Here is a 19,368-nt window from a genome sequence, read left to right on the forward strand (position 1 = left end):
CGAATACGAGGAAGGCCAACGCCATGTCGATAGCATTCAAGCCCGATGAGTCGTTTCGCGACGCTTTTACGTATCGCAACAGCGACGAAGCGATCCTGCGTTTTCCGTTTCCGTTTCCCGAAGACAAGTACATGTACTCGGTGAATATCGAACCGCACGTGCCGGGTGCGCCCGGCACGGTGCTTCACGCCGCGTTCGATGTCGACGAGCACTACATCGCCGAGTGCCGGGACCGCGCACTCACGCTCGAACGCGATCCGCTTCGCTGCCAGGTGCTGGACCATATGGAGGCCGCACAGTGGGATACGCTCGAGCTCATCATGGAGAGTCTCGCCCACGACTACCCCGAGCAGTTCCAGCTCGAGCGTGACGGCGAGCGCTGGACCTGGACGAACCGCCCGCTCGGCCTCGAACAGCAATTCGTGTTCGGCGACGCCGCCACGCTGCCGTGCCCGCCGTTCGAGTACATCACGCGCCAGGCGCAGGGCGACTTCTGCCTGCTCGATCATCGCGAGGACAACCTGTTCATGGACGGCGGCACGGTGACCACCCAGGCGGACTGGTCGCTCGATTTCGATCTGGGCATGAGCTTCATGGAATGGCACGGGCCGGTGCCGCTCGCGCATCAGGCGGGCATTTTCGAGCGCGCGCTGAAGTTTTTGTTGCGCCTGCAATTAGGTGCGCCGGTGCGGCGCCTGAACTGGACGATGACGGTCAACCCGCGTCTCGACACCTCGCCCGAGCAATATCCCGAGTGGGGTCCCGACCGCGCGAGCATCACGCCGGAAAACGTGGGCGGCAAGCTGCACCTGCGTGTGGAGTTGCAAACGTTGTTCAGGCTGCCGCGCAGCAACGCCATCCTCTTCTGCGTGCGCTGTTACCTGATCGGCCTTGGCGAGCTCGCACGCGTGCCGAAATGGGGCAAGCGCCTGCATCGCGTGCTGGGCACGCTGCCGCCGGAACTGGCGGAGTACAAGGGGCTGGTCCGCTATCGCGAGACGGCTACGCAATGGCTTTCGCAATTCGACGACGGCACGCCGGCCTCGGCCGGCACCCAGCCCGACGTCGATCGCTTGATCCCGCAGCAGATCCAGGCGCGACCTGGGCAGACCCAGGCCGGGCCGAGTTTCGCCAGCATTTGAGCTTTACCCGTGACCACGCCGCGTGCCGTGCACGCGGCTCGCGGCCACGAGCGCATCCCCACATTCCGTATCCTGGCCGCCACCCACAGCGGTCCCTCACCAGAGAAAGGAAAACCGATTATGAATGCGATTCCCGAAGACCTTGTCGTCGAAGCGGAAGGGTCGTTACAGCGCAAAATCAGCTGGACCGGCGCGTTCTGGGTGGCAAGCGGCGTCCCGGCGCTGGTGCTGTTTTCGATTGGCTCGATCGCGGCGACTGTCGGCAAGCTGTCGTGGGCCGTCTGGATCATCTCGATCGGCCTTGGCTTCATCCAGTCGTTCTCGTACGCGGAGATCGCCGGACTCTTTCCGCACAAGTCGGGTGGGGCCTCGGTCTACGGCGCCATCGCGTGGGTGCGCTACTCGAAGCTGTTCGCGCCGCTCTCGGTGTGGTGCAACTGGTTCGCGTGGTCGCCGGTGCTCGCGATCGGCTCGGGCCTCGCGGCGGGCTATGTGCTCTCGATTCTCTTCCCAGCCGACTCCGCCATCAACACCTGGCAGATCACACTGGTGAGTCTGGACTGGCTGCGCTCCGGACTGAGCTTGCGCATCAACGCGACCTTCATACTCGGCGCGGCGATCCTGCTCGTTACCTTCGCGATCCAGCACCGCGGCATCATGAACGCGGCGCGCATCCAGACCATCCTGGGCGTGGCAGCGCTGATCCCGCTGATTCTGGTGGGCACGGTGCCGCTCCTCACCGGCGATGTGCCTTTGCACAACCTGTTTCCGCTCGTGCCGTTCGCGAAGGACAGTGCAGGGCAGATCATCGACGGCACCTGGGGGCGCGCCGGCATCACGCTGATGGCGGGCGGGTTGTTCGTCGCCGCGTGGTCGACCTACGGGTTCGAGACGGCCGTTTGCTACACGCGTGAATTCCGCAACCCGAAGGTCGATACGTTCAAGGCCATCCTGTACTCAGGTCTCCTGTGTATCTTCGTGTTCACGGTGGTGCCGCTTTCGTTCCAGGGCGTGCTCGGCCTCGGCCATCTCGTGACGCCCGACGTGAAGGACGCCGCTGGCAACGTGGTGACGCCCGCCGTGTATAGCGGCATGCTCTCGCCGGATATCTACAGCGGCATGGGCGTGGCCAAGGCAATGGCCCCGATGATCCGCGGCGGCCTGCTGGTCGAGCGCGTGCTCGTCGTGATGCTGGTGCTCGCACTGGTGCTCGCGATCATGACCTCGATGGCGGGTTCGTCGCGCACGCTGTATCAGGCCTCGGCGGACGGCTGGCTGCCGAAGTACCTCTCGCACGTGAACGAACACGGCGCGCCCACCCGCGCGATGTGGACCGACCTGTGCTTCAACCTGGTCCTCCTGATGATGTCGGACTATGTGTTCGTGCTTGCGATGTCCAATGTCGGCTACATCATCTTCAACTTCCTGAACCTGAATTCCGCGTGGATTCACCGTCTGGACCGCGCCGACTGGCACCGTCCGTTCCGCGCGCCCAACTGGCTGATCGTGCTTGGCACGCTGTTCTCCTTCGTCAATCTCGCGCTGATGGGCATGGGCGCAGACACGTGGGGCCGGGGCACGCTGGTCTCGGGGCTGTGCTTCGCCGCGCTGATCGTGCCGGTGTTCCTGTTCCGCCACTACATCACCGACAAGGGGCACTTCCCTGACGCGATGAAAGAGGACATGGAACTCACGGGCGGCGGCAAGGTCGTGAAGCGCGCCGGGATACTGCCTTACCTGACCATCGCGGCCGGTGTTGCCGTGGTCGTGGTGACCCATAGCCTCGCGATCTACTGATAACCGAGCACACGGAGGGCGCCCCCGATGATGACCTCGCTTAACAAGAGCCGCCCGGTGTATGCGCCGCTCGAGCCCGTTGCGCAAGGCACGCAGCACTGGTTTGTGACCTCCGGCGCGACCGACGCGGACCGCGCCAGCGCGCTGAACACGCTGAGTAGCTTGAGCACGGCGGGCGGCGCCGCGCCGCTCGAAGTCTGGGCGGTCGACAAGGACATGGCGCAGGCGGGCGCAGGCGCTGCCTGCGCGCTTGCGAACGCCGTGGCGCACCGCTTCGACGCCGAAGACGAATTGCTCGCCGCGCTCGGCAAGGCGCTGCGCGGCGCCCGCGTGGGCATCCGGCTCTACGCGCTCGGCACCGAGCCGTTTATCTGGTCGGTGGGGCAGGTTGCAGAGCGCTGCGGCCTCGCGCCCGATGCGGTGCAGGTGGCGCATAGCGGGAGCCTGATGCGGCGCGTGTACTGCATCCATTGCCGCGCGATGAACGAGGGCGTGACGACCAACGTGGCGGCCTGCGGCGGGTGCGGCAGGCACCTGCTCGTGCGCGATCACTTCTCGAGGCGGCTGGCGGCGTTCATGGGCGTGCAGGCCGACGCCGAAGTGCCCGGAGAACTGCCCGAGATCGAGCACGCGTTTCGCTAGCGGCAGCGACACGGCGATCGCCCGGCGTACGCCCGATGAGGGTATGCGCCGGGCGGTTTTCATTTCTGCCTGCCTCCCGCCTACCCCCAAAGGAGAACTCCCTCTTGCGGATTGCTTACGGTCAGCCGCGCGCCATACTGGAATCGTTCAGCCTGTTGCCGTTTTGCATGGGGGAAATAACATGGAACCTGTGACGACCGTACTTCTCATCGACGATCATGCGCTGTTTCGCGCCGGTGTGGCGCAGCTCATCCAGATGGACCCGGGCTATCGTGTCGTGGGCGAGGCCGGCTCGGGCAGCGAGGGCGCGGCGATGGCGCTGGAGATCAAGCCCGATGTGATCCTGGTCGACCTGAACATGCCGGAAATGAGCGGCGTGGAAACCATTTCGATGATGCGCGAGCAGGGCGTCGAGTCACGCTTCGTCATGCTGACGGTGTCCGACAACGAGCGCGACGTCGTGGCCGCGCTGCGAGCCGGCGCACACGGCTATCTGCTCAAGGACATGGAGCCTGAAGACCTGTGCCTGAACCTGCAGAAGGTCCTGAAGGGCACGGCGGTGCTCAGCGAGGCGGTGACCGGCAATCTGGTTCAGGCGCTTTCGGGCGGCCACTCGCTCCACGCAAGCGAGACCCTGCTCTCGGCGCGCGAGCAGGAGGTGCTCGACTATCTCGTCGAGGGGCTGTCGAACAAGGCGATTGCGCGCAAGCTCGACATCAGCGTCGGCACGGTCAAGGTTCACGTCAAGCACCTGCTGCATAAGCTCGATCTGCATTCGCGGCTCGAAGCCGTGGTCTGGCGTCACGAGCAGATCGGGCGGCGGGCTCCGCTGGGCGGCTAGGCGCCACGCACTTCAAAGCACAGGGTTGCCTTTGCCGATGCGCGTCTGCTGTGCGAAGGAGGCCGGCACGAACGTCAGCACGATGGACGAGCCGGGCTCGTTCGAGTGGATCTCGAGCCGGCCGCCGAGACTGCGCGAGCGTTCGCGCATGATCGAAAGTCCGTAATGATGCTCGCCGCCCGATTCCGTGGTGATGCCGCGGCCATCGTCCGCGATCGTGACAGTGACCTCGCGCCCGTTCGACGCGAGCGTCACGAGTGCGCTCGATGCGCGCGCATGGCGCACGACATTGGTCAGGGCCTCGCGCACGACCTGGCCGATGTGCAACTCCTCATTGACGGTGAGCCGCACGCGGCGAATGCGGTTGTCCACCGAGATCTGCACCTCGCTGCGTGAGGACAACTCCTCGGCGACTTCCTCGAGAGTCGCGGCGAGCCCGCGCGCATGCACCGACGTGCGGAACGTGGTGAGCAGCTCGCGCAACTGGCGATAGGCGCTGTCGATTCCCTCGCGGATCGCCCGCGCAATCTGGGCAGCGTCGCTCTGCGCAAGCTCTTCGGGCAGCACGGCTTGCAGCCGCGCGAGCTGGATCTTCATGTACGCAAGCGACTGTGCGAGCGAGTCGTGGAGTTCGCGCGCGATGGCGTTGCGCTCCTCGAGCAGGGTCATGCGCCGGTCGCGCACGTCGCGGCTCAGGTTGGAAATCGCGTGCGCGAGCACGCTTGCGATGGTTTCGAGCAGATGCAGATGGCGTTGCTCGTAGCGCGTGTCAGCCCCGCCTTCGCCGATCAGCACGCCGTATGTGCCGGAAGGCACGCGCACCGGCGCTGCGAGCACGGCCAGCCGTTCGCCGCTCTCGCTGTCCGGCAGCGAGCGCACACCCGATAGCGACATGAGCTCGCTCACGACGTGCTCGCGCACGATGTGGGGCGCGAGGCCCGCCGGCGCCACGACGGTATCGACGCCGAGCAGTTGCGCCGAGGTCTCGGAGAGCACGAGCGCGATGCGCTGCACTCGCAGGATGCCGATGAGGCGCTCCAGCAGCGCTTCGAGCGTGCCGCCGGAAGGCGCGTCTTCCGCGAGTTGCGCGCAGATATAATGCAGCAGGTCGAGCGACTGGTCCGCGAACGCGATATGGTCTTCGACAATGCGCTTGAGCAGGGCCGATTCGTCCTGCTCGCTGCGCAGCCGGGCCGCGAGGGCGCTCATCACGGTGAGCAGACGGTCGATCTCGTCGCGCCCCGCGGGCACCGCATGTCCGGTCTGGGCCAGCGTGTGCAGGAGCACGGCAGGACGCAGGACCAGCGCGCGCCGGGCGCCCCACGCGAGCGCGAAGATGCCGGCGAACATGAGCGCGGCGATGCAGGCTTCGAGCAGCGTGATGACGGCCTCCAGCGCGTCGCTCTGGCTCTCGATCCCGGCCCTGAGCGCATCGAGCAGCTCCGGCGTCGGTTGCGCGCTGTCGAGCGCTCTGAGCTGTTCGGCAACGAGCGGCGTGGGCGCACCCTGTTGCCGCCAGTGCTTCAACAACGTATCGTTGCGTACGAGCGCTGCGGCTTGAACGTTCAGTCCGGCCGCAGCGTCGGGCGCGGCGGCCGCAATGCTCGCGGCGATGCGGTGCAGCCGCGCGGCGTCGCCGAGCGAAACGGAGGCCTGCTCGTAAATACCCTTGTTGTCCAGCTGCACGCGCGTGCAGACGAACAGCAGCGCGATCAGCGCAACGAGGCAGGCGAGGACAATGCAGGTTTTCGCGTAGAGCGGGTAGCGTCGCAGCCAGGCGCGGTCGGCAGCATTCATCTGGAGACAGGTAGCGAAGAAGGTGCGGGCGGGTTCTGAGCGCCAAGCCCGTTTTATGGATTCGCGAGGTCAACGCATGATGACAGTTTATCTGTTTTCGACAGCATTGCTGGTGGCGATAGTGGGGGTCGTGCTGCCGCGGCTCGGTCCGGGCCAGGGCGTCGACATTCTGCTCTATATCGCCGTCGTGCTTGCGCTCGCGCTGGCAAGCGGGCTGCTCGGCCTCGCCTTCACCTTTGGCGCGAAGCGGGCGGTGCGCCGCGGCATGCGCGTTGCGGCGGCGCCCGAACTCACCGCATTCGCCGAAAATCTTTCCACACCCGCGGTGCTGCTCGACAACGACGCGCTCGTGTTCGTCAACGGCGCGTTTCTCAAGCATGCGCGCTGGGAGCATCACGTCGACGAGATCGTCGGCATGCCGTTCGGCAATCTCGTGCATCCGCAGTCGATGCTGGATTTGACGAAGCTGCTCGCGCAGGCAGGTGACGACACCGAGCGCACCGAGGGCTCGCTGCGCCTCGCATATGGCGACGGCACGTTTCGGCGCCATCCCGTCACCGTCCTGCGCGGCCGGGGCTCGCGGCTCACGCTGCTGCAGTTCCCGGCGCCTTATGCCAGTGCCGACGTGCAGCGCAGCGAGGCGCAGATCCAGCAGCATTGCCAGGACGTGGTCGCGCACTTGCCGCAGGCGCTCTTTCGCATCGACCGCGAGCAGAATCTGATCTTTGTGAACCCTGCGTGGCGCAGCATGCTGCGTATCGTCGGAGGCGGAAGCGACTTTCCGCCGCTTGCCGGGTTCGTGCATCCCGAAGATCGCGCTGCGCTGAGCGCGAGGCTCACCTCGCTGATCGACGGACAGTTGGGCGAGCTGATCACGGTCGTGCGCATGATCCGCGCCGACGAGACCATGTTCCATGTCGAGCTGCGCTGCAAGAGCGTGGCGGACGCGGAGGGTCAACTGATCGGCGCGGTCGGTCTCGCGCTCGATGTCTCGAACAGCCGCCGCAACGAGGAGGCGCTGCACGCGAGCCGCCGCAGCCTGCGCATGCTGCTCTCGAACGTGCGCGCCATGATCTATCGCGGGCAGAACAACCGGCACTGGTCGATGGAGTTCGTGAGCGAAGGCTGCTTCGAGCTGACTGGCTATGAAGCGAACGAATTGCTCGACGAGTCGGTCATGAGGTTCGTCTCGCTCATCCACCCCGAGGACCGCGAATTCGTCTGGAACGAGATTCAGTCCCGCGTGGCCGTGGGCGAGCCTTACGAGGTCACCTACCGCATTGTCGACCGCGCGGGGCAGACCAAGTGGGTCTGGGACCAGGGGCGCGGGATCTTCTCGGCACGCAACGAGTTGCTGGGCCTCGAAGGCTTCATCATCGAAGTGACGCGGCGACAGCTTGCCGAGGAAAGCACGCGGCGCAGGCTCGTTTTCGACCGCTCGACCGGCCTCACAAATTCCGCGATGTTCATGGACCGGCTGAGCTTTGCCATTGCGTTCGCAAGCCGTAGCGGACAGCCGTGCGCGGTCCTGGCGGTACGCATGAGCGACTTCGAGAAGGTGACCGGACGCTTCGGCGCGGAATACGCAGACCGCGTGCTCGTGGAGTTGGGCCGGCGCTTGCAGGCGATCCAGGGTGACATGAACTGTGCGACACTGCTCGATAAGCAGGATTTTGCGATCATGCTCACGGATTTTTCCGCGGCCGCCCTTGGCTGGTGCGAGTGCGCGGAGCAGGTCGCGGCGCTGATGCCCAACGACAGCACGGCTGCGCTGGATATCGTTGCGGAATGCTTGAGGGTGAGTGTCGGCGTTCCGGTGCGTGTCGAGGGACACGAGTTTTGTGTCACGGCGCAGGTCGGTTGGGCGCTCGCGCAAGGCGAATCCCCACGTGCGCTGGAGATGCTCGACAGCGCGCTCGCGTCGGGTGAAGCGTCGGGCGCTGGCCGTGCGAACGGGACGGCGAATCAACAAGGACAGGCAGATGACCAAGCACGATGACGAAGCAGTGCCGGCGGCCGCACAGGAGGCCAGCGATCAATCGATGTCGATCGAGCATTTCATCGGCAAGGTCGTGCGCGAGAACCGCACGAATCAGGGGCTCACGATCGCGGAGCTTGCGGAGCAGAGCGGGCTCTCGCGCAGCATGGTCTCGAAAATCGAGAACGGCCAGGTGTCCACCAGCCTCGAATCGATGGTGAGCATCGCTCGTTCGCTGGGTATTTCCTTGTCGACGCTGTTTCGCAATTTTGAAGGTCAGGAAGGCAATGCGCAGCACGTGAAGGCGGGTAAAGGCATGGAAGTGGTCCGGCGCGGCACGACCAAGGGGCACACCTATCATCTGCTGGCGTACGACCAGGGGCCGGTCAAGCTGTTCGAGCCTTTCCTCATTTCGATGGACGACGAGTCGGAGATCTTCCCGACTTTCGAGCATCCTGGCACTGAGTTCATCTACATGCTGCAGGGCAAAATGGAGTACCGGCACGGCAATCGCAGCTATCTGCTGCAACCGGGCGATGCGTTCACGTTCCGCGGCTCGGTGCCCCACGGGCCGGAACGACTCATCAAACTGCCGATCCGCTTCATCACGATCATCATGTACGGCCACGCGGGCAGCGCGGACTCTTGAACATCGGTTCAGGTCCTGCGGACTATGGGGTTCTGTTGCATCAAAGCGTTCGGCTATGATGTGAAGAACAAGATGAACGGGTTTTGAAAATCATATAGCCGACCTCCCGCCGCAAGACACTTGGATGGAAAACGCCTTTGGAAGTGTTCAGCGAGCATCTATCATAAGCGCTTAACCGGTGTTGCGACGACCGGTTGAATCCGCCCAATACGTATCGATCCGCTATACGGATCGGCTGGTTGATGCTGGCATCGAGCCTTCAGTGGGTAGCGTGGGCGACTCCTACGATAACGCCCTGGCTGAAACGATAAACGGCTTGTACAAGGCCGAGATGATCCATGCCTCGGGCCGTGGCGCAATTTACAGGCCGTTGAAATGGCGACGCTCGAATGGGTGGACTGGTTCAACAATCGCCGGCTGTTCGGCCCCATCGGCGACATTCCCCCTGCCGAGGCAGAAGCCGCTTAGATTGTCGCGCTACATTGCATGATGCGTGACTGGATGATGGTCGGTACCGGTGACCGATAGGCTAGACCCGCTCCTGAGCGTCGCACCGCCAAATCGTCGATAGATTGGTAGAGCTGGGAAAATTCCCGTCGGAATCGACCACGAAGCGTTCCGCGACGCGGATATAGTGACATTCACCACCTCAAGCACCCAGGATACCTTGCATATGTTCTCTGCCGCAATCTTCGACATGGACGGATTACTGATCGATTCGGAGCGAACGATCATGAATACGTGGATAGCCGTCGGACACGAACTTGGCGTTCATATACGGCCTGTCGACTATGCCGAGATCATCGGGAGATCGCTGCCCGAGTGCCAAGCGATGCTGGCGAGAATGTTCGGAGCGGAGCCGCTCTTTCAGGAAGCGCTTACGCGAGCTCGGCAGCGGCTGCACTCTCCGGCGAGTCCACCGGTGTTTCCACTGAAGCCGGGAGTGCATGCCCTACTGACTGCATTGGTCAATGCTGGGGTCCCATGCGCCGTCGCGTCGTCATCAAGCAGACAAGAGATTCTATCCCGGCTTGCACGGGTCGACGTGCTCGGTTTCTTTGATGCGATTGCTGGAGGGGATGAAGTTGCCCGTGGTAAGCCCGATCCGGCCGTGTATGAGCTTGCGGCTTCTCGTCTGCGTAAATCGTCGAGCGATTGCCTGGCGTTTGAGGATAGTGAGAACGGTGTGCTTGCCGCACATCGCGCAGGGATACGAGTCGTGACGGTGCCGGACCTGAAGCAACCGCCGGCTGAAGTAATCGGGGTTAGCTTGACGATGCTTCAGAGCCTTGATCAGGCGATCGAGTACGCTTCAGCGTGGTTCGGCATAGAAGATCGTAGGCTTCGATCGCCTGGCGAAACTCGGACCGCAAGCGATGAATGCCGCCCATGACGCCGTTAGGCGAAGCTGGAGTTGGCGCGCCGATTTGAAGCGCCGCATGACCTTCTCGCGCACCCGCGTTGGCTGATGCGAATTCTCCGCCTGGTTTTTCACCCCATTGTGCTGCCGGTGCTCGACATTCAGACAGAGTTCAGCGTTGGCCGCCGTATAGCTGCGCAGCTTGTCCGTCACGATCACGCGCGGACGTCCGTGCCGCTTGAGCAGCTTGCGCATGAGCCGTTTGGCCGCTGCCTTGTCGCGGCGGCTTTGCACCAGTACTTCAAGCACCGCACCGTGCTGGTCGACCGCCCGCCACAGCCAGTGCTTCCTGCCACTGATCGTCACGACGAGCTCGTCGAAGTGCCACTTGTCGCCGCGTCCAAGCGCCGTCGAGCGGATGCGCCTGGCGATCACCAAGCCGAACTTTACCGCCCACTCCCGTACGGTCTCGTACGTCAGTTCGATACCTCGCGCGGCCAGGATTTCCTCGACCATGCGCAGACTCAGCGGGAAGCGGTAGTACAGCCACACCGCGTAGCTGATCACGTCAGGCGGAAATCGATAGCCTTTGAACGAGATTGATGCGTCGGCCGACGGCAGAAGGTTTTGTCGCGATAACGATTACAAGTTAAGAAAAGCCATATATGAATAGGACTACTTATACTACCAATGACTAGAACTGCTCGGCAACAGTTTGTCGGGCGCCGTCACCTTTCATCTGCCCATTGGCGATTATATGAACCACCTCGATGCAACCGAGCAGGATGCGCGCGCACCGGAAACTTTGGAATCCGAACATGGGGCGGGTACGCCGCTTGATCGCGCGGTGGAATTCGGACGAAATCTACGTTGATTAAAATTCCGTTCGCGCCAATCTTAGAAGCGACGGCTTGACGCGTTCGATCTAGGTCCAGCCGTTGTTGAAACGAATAGCGCGAGGCGAGCGCTACCCTCGCACAGTCTTGAACGGTCACGTGGTGGGTTAATTGGCGCTGCGACCTCTCGCCGCGCAGACTGTATTTGCTTTCATCGCACGGTGCCTTTGAGCCAAGTCACCGGTACCGTTTGCACGAGGCGAGCGCCCATGCGGCGCAGGGTGTCGCTGGTCCCGTGGTGCTTGGCAAGCCTGCGACAGCGTGGGAAAGAACAAATGCAGGTTCAGGCTCCGACCCATGTGGACATCGCATGGAAAGCGCAGGTCACCGACGGAATCTTCAATGCGGCCTTCCAGCTTCCCCTTCAATCGTTTTGGTTTGACTACAGCTGCGGGTTCACATAGATAGCGATGAGGTAGCTGGCTGTATGTTTGTGACGTGTGAAAGTAACCGTGTGCCTGCGTTGAACGTGCCTTTCGGCGGGTTGCCGGGCAGGGGGGTATGGTCAGCGGTTCAGCGACTGCTGCCGCGGGACGTCCTGATTCTCAGGGTGTCGCGGCCGCGCTCGCGGGCCGTTCCAACAATCGTGATGCTGGACCTGCGCGAAACGGCCGCGACGCTTGAGCAGTTCGTCGAAGGGGCGGTCGTCGTGCGCGACGCCGCCATCCTGAGCACAAGGATGGCACAGGAAGTCGACAAGTGGACGCTCGAACCGCTTGGCGAGATCCGGGTGGGAGTGACCGAGTACGAACATCGCAGCACAGGCAAGCTGCTGCTCACGGTGACCCGGTTCACGACGGCGGCGGGGCGCACGTTATCGGTGCCGTACGCGCTCGCGACAAAGCCCGCGCGCGGCAGGCGGCTCTGGCACGGGAAGGCGCCGGACGCACCGGCCCCTGCCTGATCCTGGCTCGCCGTGGAGGCACATCCGGACATGGGGCGGGGCATGGCGCTTGAAGAGCCGGACATGCGGCCGCGTGTGCGGGGCGGCGTCGTGCTGTATCTCGATTTCGACGGCGTCCTGCATCCGGAGGACGTGTGGCGCCGGCCGGGCTATGGCCCCTACGTCGCCACGCCGTCAGGGCATGTTGTGTTCGAACACGCCGGGCTGCTGGCGCAGTGCCTCGAGCCGTACCCTGAACTGCGCATCGTGTTGTCCACGAGCTGGGTTTGCGTGTTCCGCAGCGTGCGCAAGGTGGCCCGCCGACTGCCGCCGGCACTACGCCGACGCGTGGTCGGCGCGACCTTCCACGGCCGGATGGATCCGGTGTGGTTCCGGTCCGTGCCGCGCGGCGTGCAGGTCTGGGGCGACGTATGCCGGCGGCGGCCCGAGGGGTGGATTGCGCTGGACGACGAGGATGCGGGTTGGCCGGCGGTGTGCCGGGCTCACCTGGTGCACACCGATCCCGTGCTGGGCATCAGTGCGCCGGCGGTCCTTGCGGAACTGCAGGCGCGGCTTGCCGCGCTGTGCGGGCAGGAAACAGGCTGGCCGTGATAACCCGCCTTATCACGGGAGAACGATGGGCGCGGGACAGGGCGGCGGGTCGTGGCTGACACATCGGCAGATGTACCGCGCGTGACGTCACGAACAGGTGGCGGGCGGCGTGCGACAGCACGCCCCGCGTTCAACTGGCGAAGCGTGCGACGCGCCCGACGCAGACCGACCATAGAGGTTTGAGATGATCCAGATCGAAACAGTGGCGACGCGTGTGCCCGGACTGTATGCGGCCCTGTAGGAGTTGGGGCGCCGGGCGATTGAAGCGCTGCGTCAGGCCGATCCAGCCCTCGTCGATGCGCTTGTCGGAGCGTTTGAATCGGAAGCGGGGCGTCCGCCTGGCTTGCCAGCCGGACGACCGGATTCGGCGGACGCTGCGCGCTTGAACTGCTGGCACAGGGAGAGCGCGCACAGGTGGTGCATGTCCTCAATCATCTGCGATATGGTCTCTGCGCGTGAGCGGAACATGACAGATACAGGCTTCCACGGCGCGTTGCTCTGGCCACTGCCAGCCGAACTGCGGAGTGGTCCAGGCAACCGCTATTTCATCGACACGGAATTCACCGACTTCCGGCAGTGTCGGCTGATCAGCCTTGCCATTGTTGGCGAGAACGGCAACGAGTTTTACGGCGAACGTACCGGCTTCGATCCGGCGTGGTACAGCGAATTTGTCCGCGCAGTGGTGCTGCCGCAGCTTGGCCAGTTCGAGGGACGCGCGATGCCGTTTGAACGGCTGCGCGAGGCGCTGCGTGCGTGGATGGTGAGCGTGCCGGGCGACGCCGCGCCGGTGCTCTGTTACGACTACGAGACCGATCTGAACCTGTTCCGGTTGTTGCTGGGCGGCCCGCTGCCGCGAGGCTGGCGAATTGAGAATATCGCGGGCCGTCGCGACCGGGAGCGGCGTGCCGCGTACTTCGCCCGCCATGGTGGCGAGCACCATGCGCTGCATGACGCGCGGGCCAACGCGTACGCCTTTGACGGCTGAACACGGCTGACGTGATGCGGGCGCTCGAGGGCCACGGTTTTTGCAATCGGACGCATGCGTCTTTCCATGAATATTGCAGGTACGCAGGCGGGAGGCCGGGATGACCAGGGACCGTGAGTGGTTTCCACGATCCGATGTACTACAGATTGCTCGGCGCCTGCGTGACCGGCGGGAAGCGGTAGGGCTCACGCAGCGCGAACTTGCACGCAATGTAGGCGTGGCCGAATCGACGTACGTGCACTGGGAAAGGGGAAGGCTGCCTGGCTCTGTTGCGGAAGGTATGGTGCGAGCGCTGGAAGCTGCCCTGCAGGTACCACAAGGATGGCTGCTCGGTCAGGAAGTGCTGCCGTTGCCGGAGCCGGTATTTGACGCGGCAAAAGTGCAGACCTGCGGGAGCGGCTGTGATGGCGTGCCGACGCGGATTTCCCGCGCCCGATGTCACGAACTCGGCCCGCATGCAAGGCGCCTGCGCGAGGAACTCGGCCTTTCGGTCGCTGAAGTGACGCAAGCCAGCGGTGTGTCCCGCCCGACACTCCTGCAGTGGGAAGGGGGAACGTTCCCGAAGACGCTCACCGCAGATCGGCTTCGCGCCTGGGCGCGTGCACTCCTGCTTGCACCGGAGCAACTGCTGGCGCTTCCGGCGCCGCATCCAGGCGTGCACGATGGCAGGTGGTGCGTGGTCATCGAGGCAGAAACGCTCGAAGACGCAATCCATCGCGTCGCGCAATGTCTGGCCACCCGTGGCCGGAACCTGCTCAGGCCGGGGCAACCGCTGGACAAAACAGCGAGCCGGAAAGCGGACCTACTCGCCCACCGTTATGGAATTGGCGCGCACCGCGGGCCACTGGTCGCCGTCGCCGTCCCGTACGGAATGGCTGCCACGGAGGTGCGCAAGACCGTTGCACGCATGATCACACGATCGGCACAGTTCGCGTTCGAGATTCCGGTGCTGGATGCCATTGCGGAGGGGGGAGGCTTTTCGTCAGCGACCGATGCCGCCGATGAACAATTGCGTGGCCTGCTGGGGCCGTCGCTGTCCATGGAGCGTGCCGCGGCCTTCGCTGGCGAGATATTGTCCAGCCGGATCGCCGGTGCCGATCCCAGCATGGGCGCGGCCCGCGCACAGCACCCCGGTGAAACTGGTGAACACTTCGCTGAGCGGCCGGCTGTGCGAAATATGCGGCACACCCGGGCAGACGGTGAGCAGGGCTGGGTGCAAACCCGATGCCCGGACCACTCGAACGACAACTGACCAATGGCGTTGCACAGAGACCCAACCGTTGCCGGTCAGGAGGACACCCCGGCTTCGCCATCTTTTGCCCCGCAAAGCCGTACACGCCCCAGCGACTATTTGAGAACCGAATCCATGATGCCCGGGATCGACGCTTGAGCAACGAATCAAAGCCGCAAATGCCCGTTCTGGACGCGCCAGTGCCAACACTCTTCGTAGACTACGATGGAGCGCTGCATCGCGGCCACGCATTGCTTGACCAAAACGGCGAGATATCCCTCGATACAGGAAACCCGCTGTTCGAATTTGTGCCGCTGCTGGTCAGCCTGCTCGAACCCTGGCCCGACGTCGAAATCGTCCTTACAACATCCTGGCTCAGCAAACTGTCCGTTGAACAGGTGGTTTCATACCTGCCGGCGCAACTGGCGAAGCGGGTCGTCGGCACAACGCAGGGCTACAGGGCGCGTTTCGGCGACTGGAAGATTGGCATCGCGCGGACCTACATCATTCGCACGTACGTGTTCAAACATCGCCTGAAGAACTGGATGGCGATTGATGATTCCGTTTACGGCGCACGCGATCTGAGTACCGACTTTCTCGCGCTGGAGTCACATCTCGTCCTGCTCGACTCCCGACGCGGCATCGGCGACGCGCAGGCACAACAACGGATCCGGGACTGGCTTGCCAAAGTACACGGTGCTGACACGGGGGCGGCCTGATGACGGCGTCCCGTACTGATAGTGAGGCCATCAGCCGCGTCCTCGAAGGTCGGATGCTGGCTGGGCACCTGCAGCTGGCGAGGGATTCGGATTGAAAGCACAACGCGGCATTGAGCGGACCGGCAAGAATACAATCGCTCCGTCGGCGGAGGCCGTCGCGGCGATCGTCAATGGAACTTCTTTGCCGTCGAGCTTGCCGGTCAGCCCCTGTACCCCGCCTACCTGTTCGACGAAACCGGCAACCCGATTCCCGAAGTTGCACAGATTCTGGGCGTTTTTGCAGGCTACAGCCCGTTCCGGATTGCAGCGTGGTTTGAGTCGACCATGCGGCATGCTGCATGGCAGGCGTCCTCGCGAGGCCCTGACCTTGGACTCCCAGGCAGTCGTCGCGGCATCGAAGGATCACGTTGTCGGCCCGGCGCATCGATAGCGCCGGGCATGATGAGACGGTCACCAAAAAGGAGAGGCGGATGCTTCGAATCACCATTGAGTTGTTACCCGGGGACGGGAAAGTGAAAAGCGCGTCATCGCGACGGCGGATATCGCGCGGGTGAGCGACGGGCCGCTCGCGGATTACCGGGTGACCCTGGAAGATGCAGTGCTCGGCGAGGTGGGCGAGTGCGCCGTCGTGCGCAGTTATCCCAGATGGGCGGGCAGCGTGTGGGACCTCGTGGCCCGCGGCATTTCCGCCGCGCTGAATGAGGATACCGAAGCATTGCCAGCTCGGCCGACGAAACCGCAGGTGACGGTTCACACGAACGACGCAGGCTTTCGCTACGTGCGTCTGGATGAAATTCCCGAGCCGACCCGAACCTTCTTCGACCGGAAGCTCGCCGGTTCGGGCATTCCCGATCACGGCTGCGCTTATGCGCATGACTGGTTCGACTTTCTTGGCGGCCATCGCTGAGGCCAGGGGACACGGCGCACGATACTTACTGCCCGTGGAAGTGCGGGGCGGGCTGATGGGGCGGCCTCCACGAAATTTTCAGGCAGACCTGGGCATGAATGAGCCGGGCAGTGAGGATTGCCGGTGGCAGCCTCAGGTCATTCGTCAGCCATCCACACTCGCTCGACCATGAATGGCCGTCACTGCGGTCGAATGAGTACTATCGACCCAAAGGCGACGGTCGTACCTACAAAAAGCGGGCATTCAACGCGCGGGTTCGGCCACGTGTTTTCCAGGGAGAAGCGGCGGCGCACACGTCGACTGGGACGCATGATTATGAGCCATTTGTAACTACGCCCATCACCGTCTGAAAAAGCTCGTCCGCCCTGTTCGTCGAACCTATAGCGCCTCGCTCACGAGCCATCTTTTTGTGTTCTGGAAGGTTCGACGCGGCGTAAATCATAAAGGGCGTTTTGTCGCCCATCGCACGTAACTTCTCAAGGAGAACATAGCCTTCCTGTGGCCCTTCTTTCCTACCCATGTCAGAGATGATCGCAGCAAACTTATTTGTTTTGAGCAACTCAAGGGCTTCATTGGTAGAAAGCGCCAAAGAGAACTCAATGCCCTGAGACTCGAATGCCTGCCTTTCAAGTGCGTTGTTCTCCGGCCGATCATCGACCCAGAGGATGCGATTTCTCCATTTCTCATGCTTTTTCTGACGTGGCACGTTCGACACGACATCAACGATATCGCGAAGCTGCATATCCGTTACGCCTGCACTGTTTCCTGGCTGCTTGGCGGACGCTGCGGCCAACGACGCTGCAGTGGCCATTTGGGCTTTTATGTAGTTGTCTTCATTCCTGAAATCAGATGGCCCGTACAGTTTGTTGTGATGCTTCGCGACGAGCCAGAGGAAGCCGAAAAAAACCAAAACGGGGAAGAACACCATGAAGTAAATCAGCGGAGCCACTTGTCCCGACAAGCCAGATCCAAAGCCCACGACAAGAGACGCAAACCCATATACGAGCACAATAAAGAGCCCAATGATGCCTAGCGGACTCTTCGTAAAGCCCACGGCCGTTTCAGCGAACTTTCCAGTTTCCATTATGACTCTCGTTATGGATTATATGTTTTCGAAAAACGCTTTACGTCAATGTCGAACGATCGCTCCTGGGAAGAAATCCGTTTGGCAGATCCTGGCCGGTCTCAGGCTCATGCCGCCAGTAAATCAGTCCGCGGGACTTACGACACCCTATTGCGTCGGCGTTGTCCAATGTATCTACTTCCCACCCAAACGAACAGAGTAGCGAAGGCTACTCCGCCGGCACGATCGAAAGCGATGAGGCGTTCCGTTGCGATTCCAGACGCAACTCATAGTCCGGCGACGCTAAACACGGTGCACCCTGTAATGGAACAAGCCGATCGAAGAATTCTTTCATATAGTTTCAATCTGCGGAAGGTGGACCTGATTGTCAGCAACCTAGGGCGGGATGTCGAGTGGCCGAAAGTGGCCGCACTGCGTCCCACGACCGGCCACGTCGCTCGCCCCCGGCCCACGACTCATGCAACAGGCATAACCGACCCATGAGAGACATCCAGTTTTCTCAACTATGGACATCCGCGCAAGACGCCTGTTGCCACAACTTGCTTCGCTACGGAGAAACAACGTCAAGCTTTGCCATGACGCCGTCCGTATTGCTCAGTGTGCAATGCCTCCCGATCTCGACTACATTGGTCAGTATCGCGAACCTCACTTCATCATCGAACGAGATTTTTTTCGACGACATCCTATCGGCCTGAATGGCACCTTCTATAGTTTTATTCGTTACACCATCTGCCAACTGATTGACCGGCTCGCATTGGAGTCGAAGTGGACTACCATAGAACACACCGTCAATGCCTTTGGTCGCATCGTCATCGATTCCTCGAAGAAAAATAATTCCTCCGATCCGAACGCTATAGACGTCATGCGAGAACATGCCCTGTGCATCACACAATTCATAGGAAGACGGGTTTCCATCAACTCCGTTCATCGTGTGGCATACGTTTTTTCCATTTTGTGCGGTCAGTAGTGGTTCAGCGACGGGGGCATTACGTTTGTCGGTTTCCTTCCGTTGGGCTATCGCTTGACCTATTTTCTCTTTTTCTTGTGATGTAAGAGGTGTGATCGTGGCGACGTATTTTGGCTTAATGTGCAAATCATAGTGTTGATCAATAGACCAATTCTTCTTTGCCTGCGCACAGGCGAGAGTCACTTCGGCACTAATCAATGAATCAGGCGGGACGTCGGCCATGTATTTTTGTACGGACTCGGGCATTGGGACGGACCTAACCAGGTCTCCATTCGCTCTTCTTGTATTAACTGCTAGAGACGTGTATTTTCCATCATTGCAATCGATTAAATAATGAGCTTCACCAATCTGGAACGCATAGTCAGTTGAAGGCTGCTGCAGTTCCTCGTAGGTGTCTCTTTCCCAAGCAGTTATTTGACCGTTGTCACCTTGCTTAACGGAGTTCAAATCCACTTCAGCTTTGGAAAACAGTGTTAAGGGGTATGGTGGTACCGCTTTGACCCACTGCGGTTGCGTGGTTTGTTGAGGATCGGCAGGGAGTGTCGATAGCGGATCAGCGGACTGTGCTGCTTGACTAATGCCACTGAGACATAGGAAGGCGATAGAGAACGTGATGCGGAAAAATTGCAGCTGCATTGTCGCCTTCATGATCGATGTTGGTGTCGGCATGAATTATGAATTGTGATTGGTCGAATCATACCTTCCGTTTCGGCCCTATCTCTGCAATTAACGGCAAAATTTCTGAGTTCTTGAACCCGAATGAGATCGAAGTCACAACACGAACTCGACGATCAAGCAGTGATGTTCAGAAGCATGGTCGAGCGTAAATTGATCCGATTGAGGTCCACACACGCCCCATGATTGCGGAAATTGTTCGG

The 19,368-nt window shown here is 61.9% G+C and carries 17 protein-coding genes and 3 pseudogenes; 15 read left to right on the forward strand and 5 right to left on the reverse strand.

What is annotated here, in order from left to right; translation table 11 throughout:
• Positions 1–23: 23 nt before the first annotated feature.
• The 4 genes from AB4Y40_RS25290 to narL all read left to right on the forward strand — a co-directional run bounded on the left by AB4Y40_RS25290 (position 24) and on the right by narL (position 4,422).
• Positions 24–1,142 carry a DUF3445 domain-containing protein gene (locus tag AB4Y40_RS25290; RefSeq protein WP_368690142.1) on the forward strand — a complete coding sequence of 373 codons (1,119 nt, stop codon included), beginning with the start codon at positions 24–26 and terminating at the stop codon, positions 1,140–1,142.
• 120 nt (positions 1,143–1,262) lie between these two features.
• Positions 1,263–2,939: an APC family permease gene (locus tag AB4Y40_RS25295; protein WP_368690143.1), complete on the forward strand. Its 1,677-nt coding sequence runs from the start codon at positions 1,263–1,265 to the stop codon at positions 2,937–2,939.
• Between the two features lie 27 nt (positions 2,940–2,966).
• Positions 2,967–3,581 (forward strand): dimethylamine monooxygenase subunit DmmA family protein, encoded by a 615-nt coding sequence (locus AB4Y40_RS25300; RefSeq protein WP_368690144.1) that lies wholly within the window; start codon positions 2,967–2,969, stop codon positions 3,579–3,581.
• Between the two features lie 181 nt (positions 3,582–3,762).
• Positions 3,763–4,422, forward strand: a complete 660-nt coding sequence (gene narL / locus AB4Y40_RS25305; protein WP_368690145.1) for a two-component system response regulator NarL — start codon at positions 3,763–3,765, stop codon at positions 4,420–4,422.
• Between the two features lie 12 nt (positions 4,423–4,434).
• Here the strand turns inward: narL and AB4Y40_RS25310 are convergent, their stop codons facing one another.
• On the reverse strand, positions 4,435–6,219 hold the full coding sequence (locus AB4Y40_RS25310) for a histidine kinase (RefSeq protein ID WP_368690146.1): 1,785 nt from the start codon (positions 6,217–6,219) through the stop codon (positions 4,435–4,437).
• A 76-nt stretch (positions 6,220–6,295) separates the two neighbouring features.
• On the opposite strand from AB4Y40_RS25310, the gene AB4Y40_RS25315 reads away from it, so the two are divergent.
• The 4 genes and pseudogenes from AB4Y40_RS25315 to AB4Y40_RS25330 all read left to right on the forward strand — a co-directional run bounded on the left by AB4Y40_RS25315 (position 6,296) and on the right by AB4Y40_RS25330 (position 10,239).
• Positions 6,296–8,218, forward strand: a complete 1,923-nt coding sequence (locus AB4Y40_RS25315) for a PAS domain-containing protein (protein ID WP_368690147.1) — start codon at positions 6,296–6,298, stop codon at positions 8,216–8,218.
• Between the two features lie 43 nt (positions 8,219–8,261).
• Positions 8,262–8,846, forward strand: a complete 585-nt coding sequence (locus tag AB4Y40_RS25320) for a helix-turn-helix domain-containing protein (protein ID WP_368690174.1) — start codon at positions 8,262–8,264, stop codon at positions 8,844–8,846.
• A 202-nt stretch (positions 8,847–9,048) separates the two neighbouring features.
• A pseudogene (locus AB4Y40_RS25325) lies at positions 9,049–9,314 on the forward strand (integrase core domain-containing protein); the annotation flags it as partial.
• A 205-nt stretch (positions 9,315–9,519) separates the two neighbouring features.
• Positions 9,520–10,239, forward strand: coding sequence for an HAD family hydrolase (locus AB4Y40_RS25330; RefSeq protein ID WP_368690148.1), 720 nt, complete (start codon positions 9,520–9,522; stop codon positions 10,237–10,239).
• A 3-nt stretch (positions 10,240–10,242) separates the two neighbouring features.
• Here the strand turns inward: AB4Y40_RS25330 and AB4Y40_RS25335 are convergent.
• Together AB4Y40_RS25335 and AB4Y40_RS25340 are read right to left on the reverse strand one after the other, a co-directional pair.
• Positions 10,243–10,827 (reverse strand): annotated as a pseudogene (locus AB4Y40_RS25335) (IS6 family transposase); the annotation flags it as partial.
• 73 nt (positions 10,828–10,900) lie between these two features.
• Positions 10,901–11,062: pseudogene (locus AB4Y40_RS25340) on the reverse strand (IS6 family transposase); the annotation flags it as partial.
• Positions 11,063–11,691: 629 nt separating this feature from the next.
• Here AB4Y40_RS25340 and AB4Y40_RS25345 point away from each other — a divergent pair.
• The 7 genes from AB4Y40_RS25345 to AB4Y40_RS25375 all read left to right on the forward strand — a co-directional run bounded on the left by AB4Y40_RS25345 (position 11,692) and on the right by AB4Y40_RS25375 (position 16,439).
• Positions 11,692–12,006: a hypothetical protein gene (locus AB4Y40_RS25345; RefSeq protein WP_368690175.1), complete on the forward strand. Its 315-nt coding sequence runs from the start codon at positions 11,692–11,694 to the stop codon at positions 12,004–12,006.
• Between the two features lie 42 nt (positions 12,007–12,048).
• A complete protein-coding gene (locus AB4Y40_RS25350; protein WP_368690149.1) occupies positions 12,049–12,597 on the forward strand; it encodes an HAD domain-containing protein in 549 nt (182 codons plus the stop codon).
• 318 nt (positions 12,598–12,915) lie between these two features.
• A complete protein-coding gene (locus AB4Y40_RS25355) occupies positions 12,916–13,056 on the forward strand; it encodes an antitoxin Xre/MbcA/ParS toxin-binding domain-containing protein (RefSeq protein ID WP_368690176.1) in 141 nt (46 codons plus the stop codon).
• A complete protein-coding gene (locus tag AB4Y40_RS25360) occupies positions 13,019–13,582 on the forward strand; it encodes a hypothetical protein (RefSeq protein ID WP_368690150.1) in 564 nt (187 codons plus the stop codon). Before AB4Y40_RS25355 ends, AB4Y40_RS25360 begins: the two co-directional genes overlap by 38 nt.
• Positions 13,583–13,682: 100 nt before the next feature.
• On the forward strand, positions 13,683–14,834 hold the full coding sequence (locus AB4Y40_RS25365; RefSeq protein WP_368690151.1) for a helix-turn-helix domain-containing protein: 1,152 nt from the start codon (positions 13,683–13,685) through the stop codon (positions 14,832–14,834).
• Between the two features lie 134 nt (positions 14,835–14,968).
• Entirely contained in the window at positions 14,969–15,532 is a 564-nt protein-coding gene (locus tag AB4Y40_RS25370) for an HAD domain-containing protein (protein WP_368690152.1), read from the forward strand.
• 550 nt (positions 15,533–16,082) lie between these two features.
• Positions 16,083–16,439: a hypothetical protein gene (locus AB4Y40_RS25375; RefSeq protein ID WP_368690153.1), complete on the forward strand. Its 357-nt coding sequence runs from the start codon at positions 16,083–16,085 to the stop codon at positions 16,437–16,439.
• A gap of 313 nt (positions 16,440–16,752) precedes the next feature.
• Here the strand turns inward: AB4Y40_RS25375 and AB4Y40_RS25380 are convergent, their stop codons facing one another.
• The gene (locus tag AB4Y40_RS25380; RefSeq protein ID WP_368690154.1) at positions 16,753–17,523 is read right to left on the reverse strand and encodes a response regulator; all 771 of its coding nucleotides are present in this window, start codon (positions 17,521–17,523) and stop codon (positions 16,753–16,755) included.
• A gap of 547 nt (positions 17,524–18,070) precedes the next feature.
• A complete protein-coding gene (locus tag AB4Y40_RS25385) occupies positions 18,071–19,138 on the reverse strand; it encodes a surface-adhesin E family protein (RefSeq protein WP_368690155.1) in 1,068 nt (355 codons plus the stop codon).
• Between the last annotated feature and the right edge of the window lie 230 nt (positions 19,139–19,368).

The organism is Paraburkholderia sp. EG287B (genome assembly GCF_040965595.1).
Lineage (GTDB): Bacteria > Pseudomonadota > Gammaproteobacteria > Burkholderiales > Burkholderiaceae > Paraburkholderia.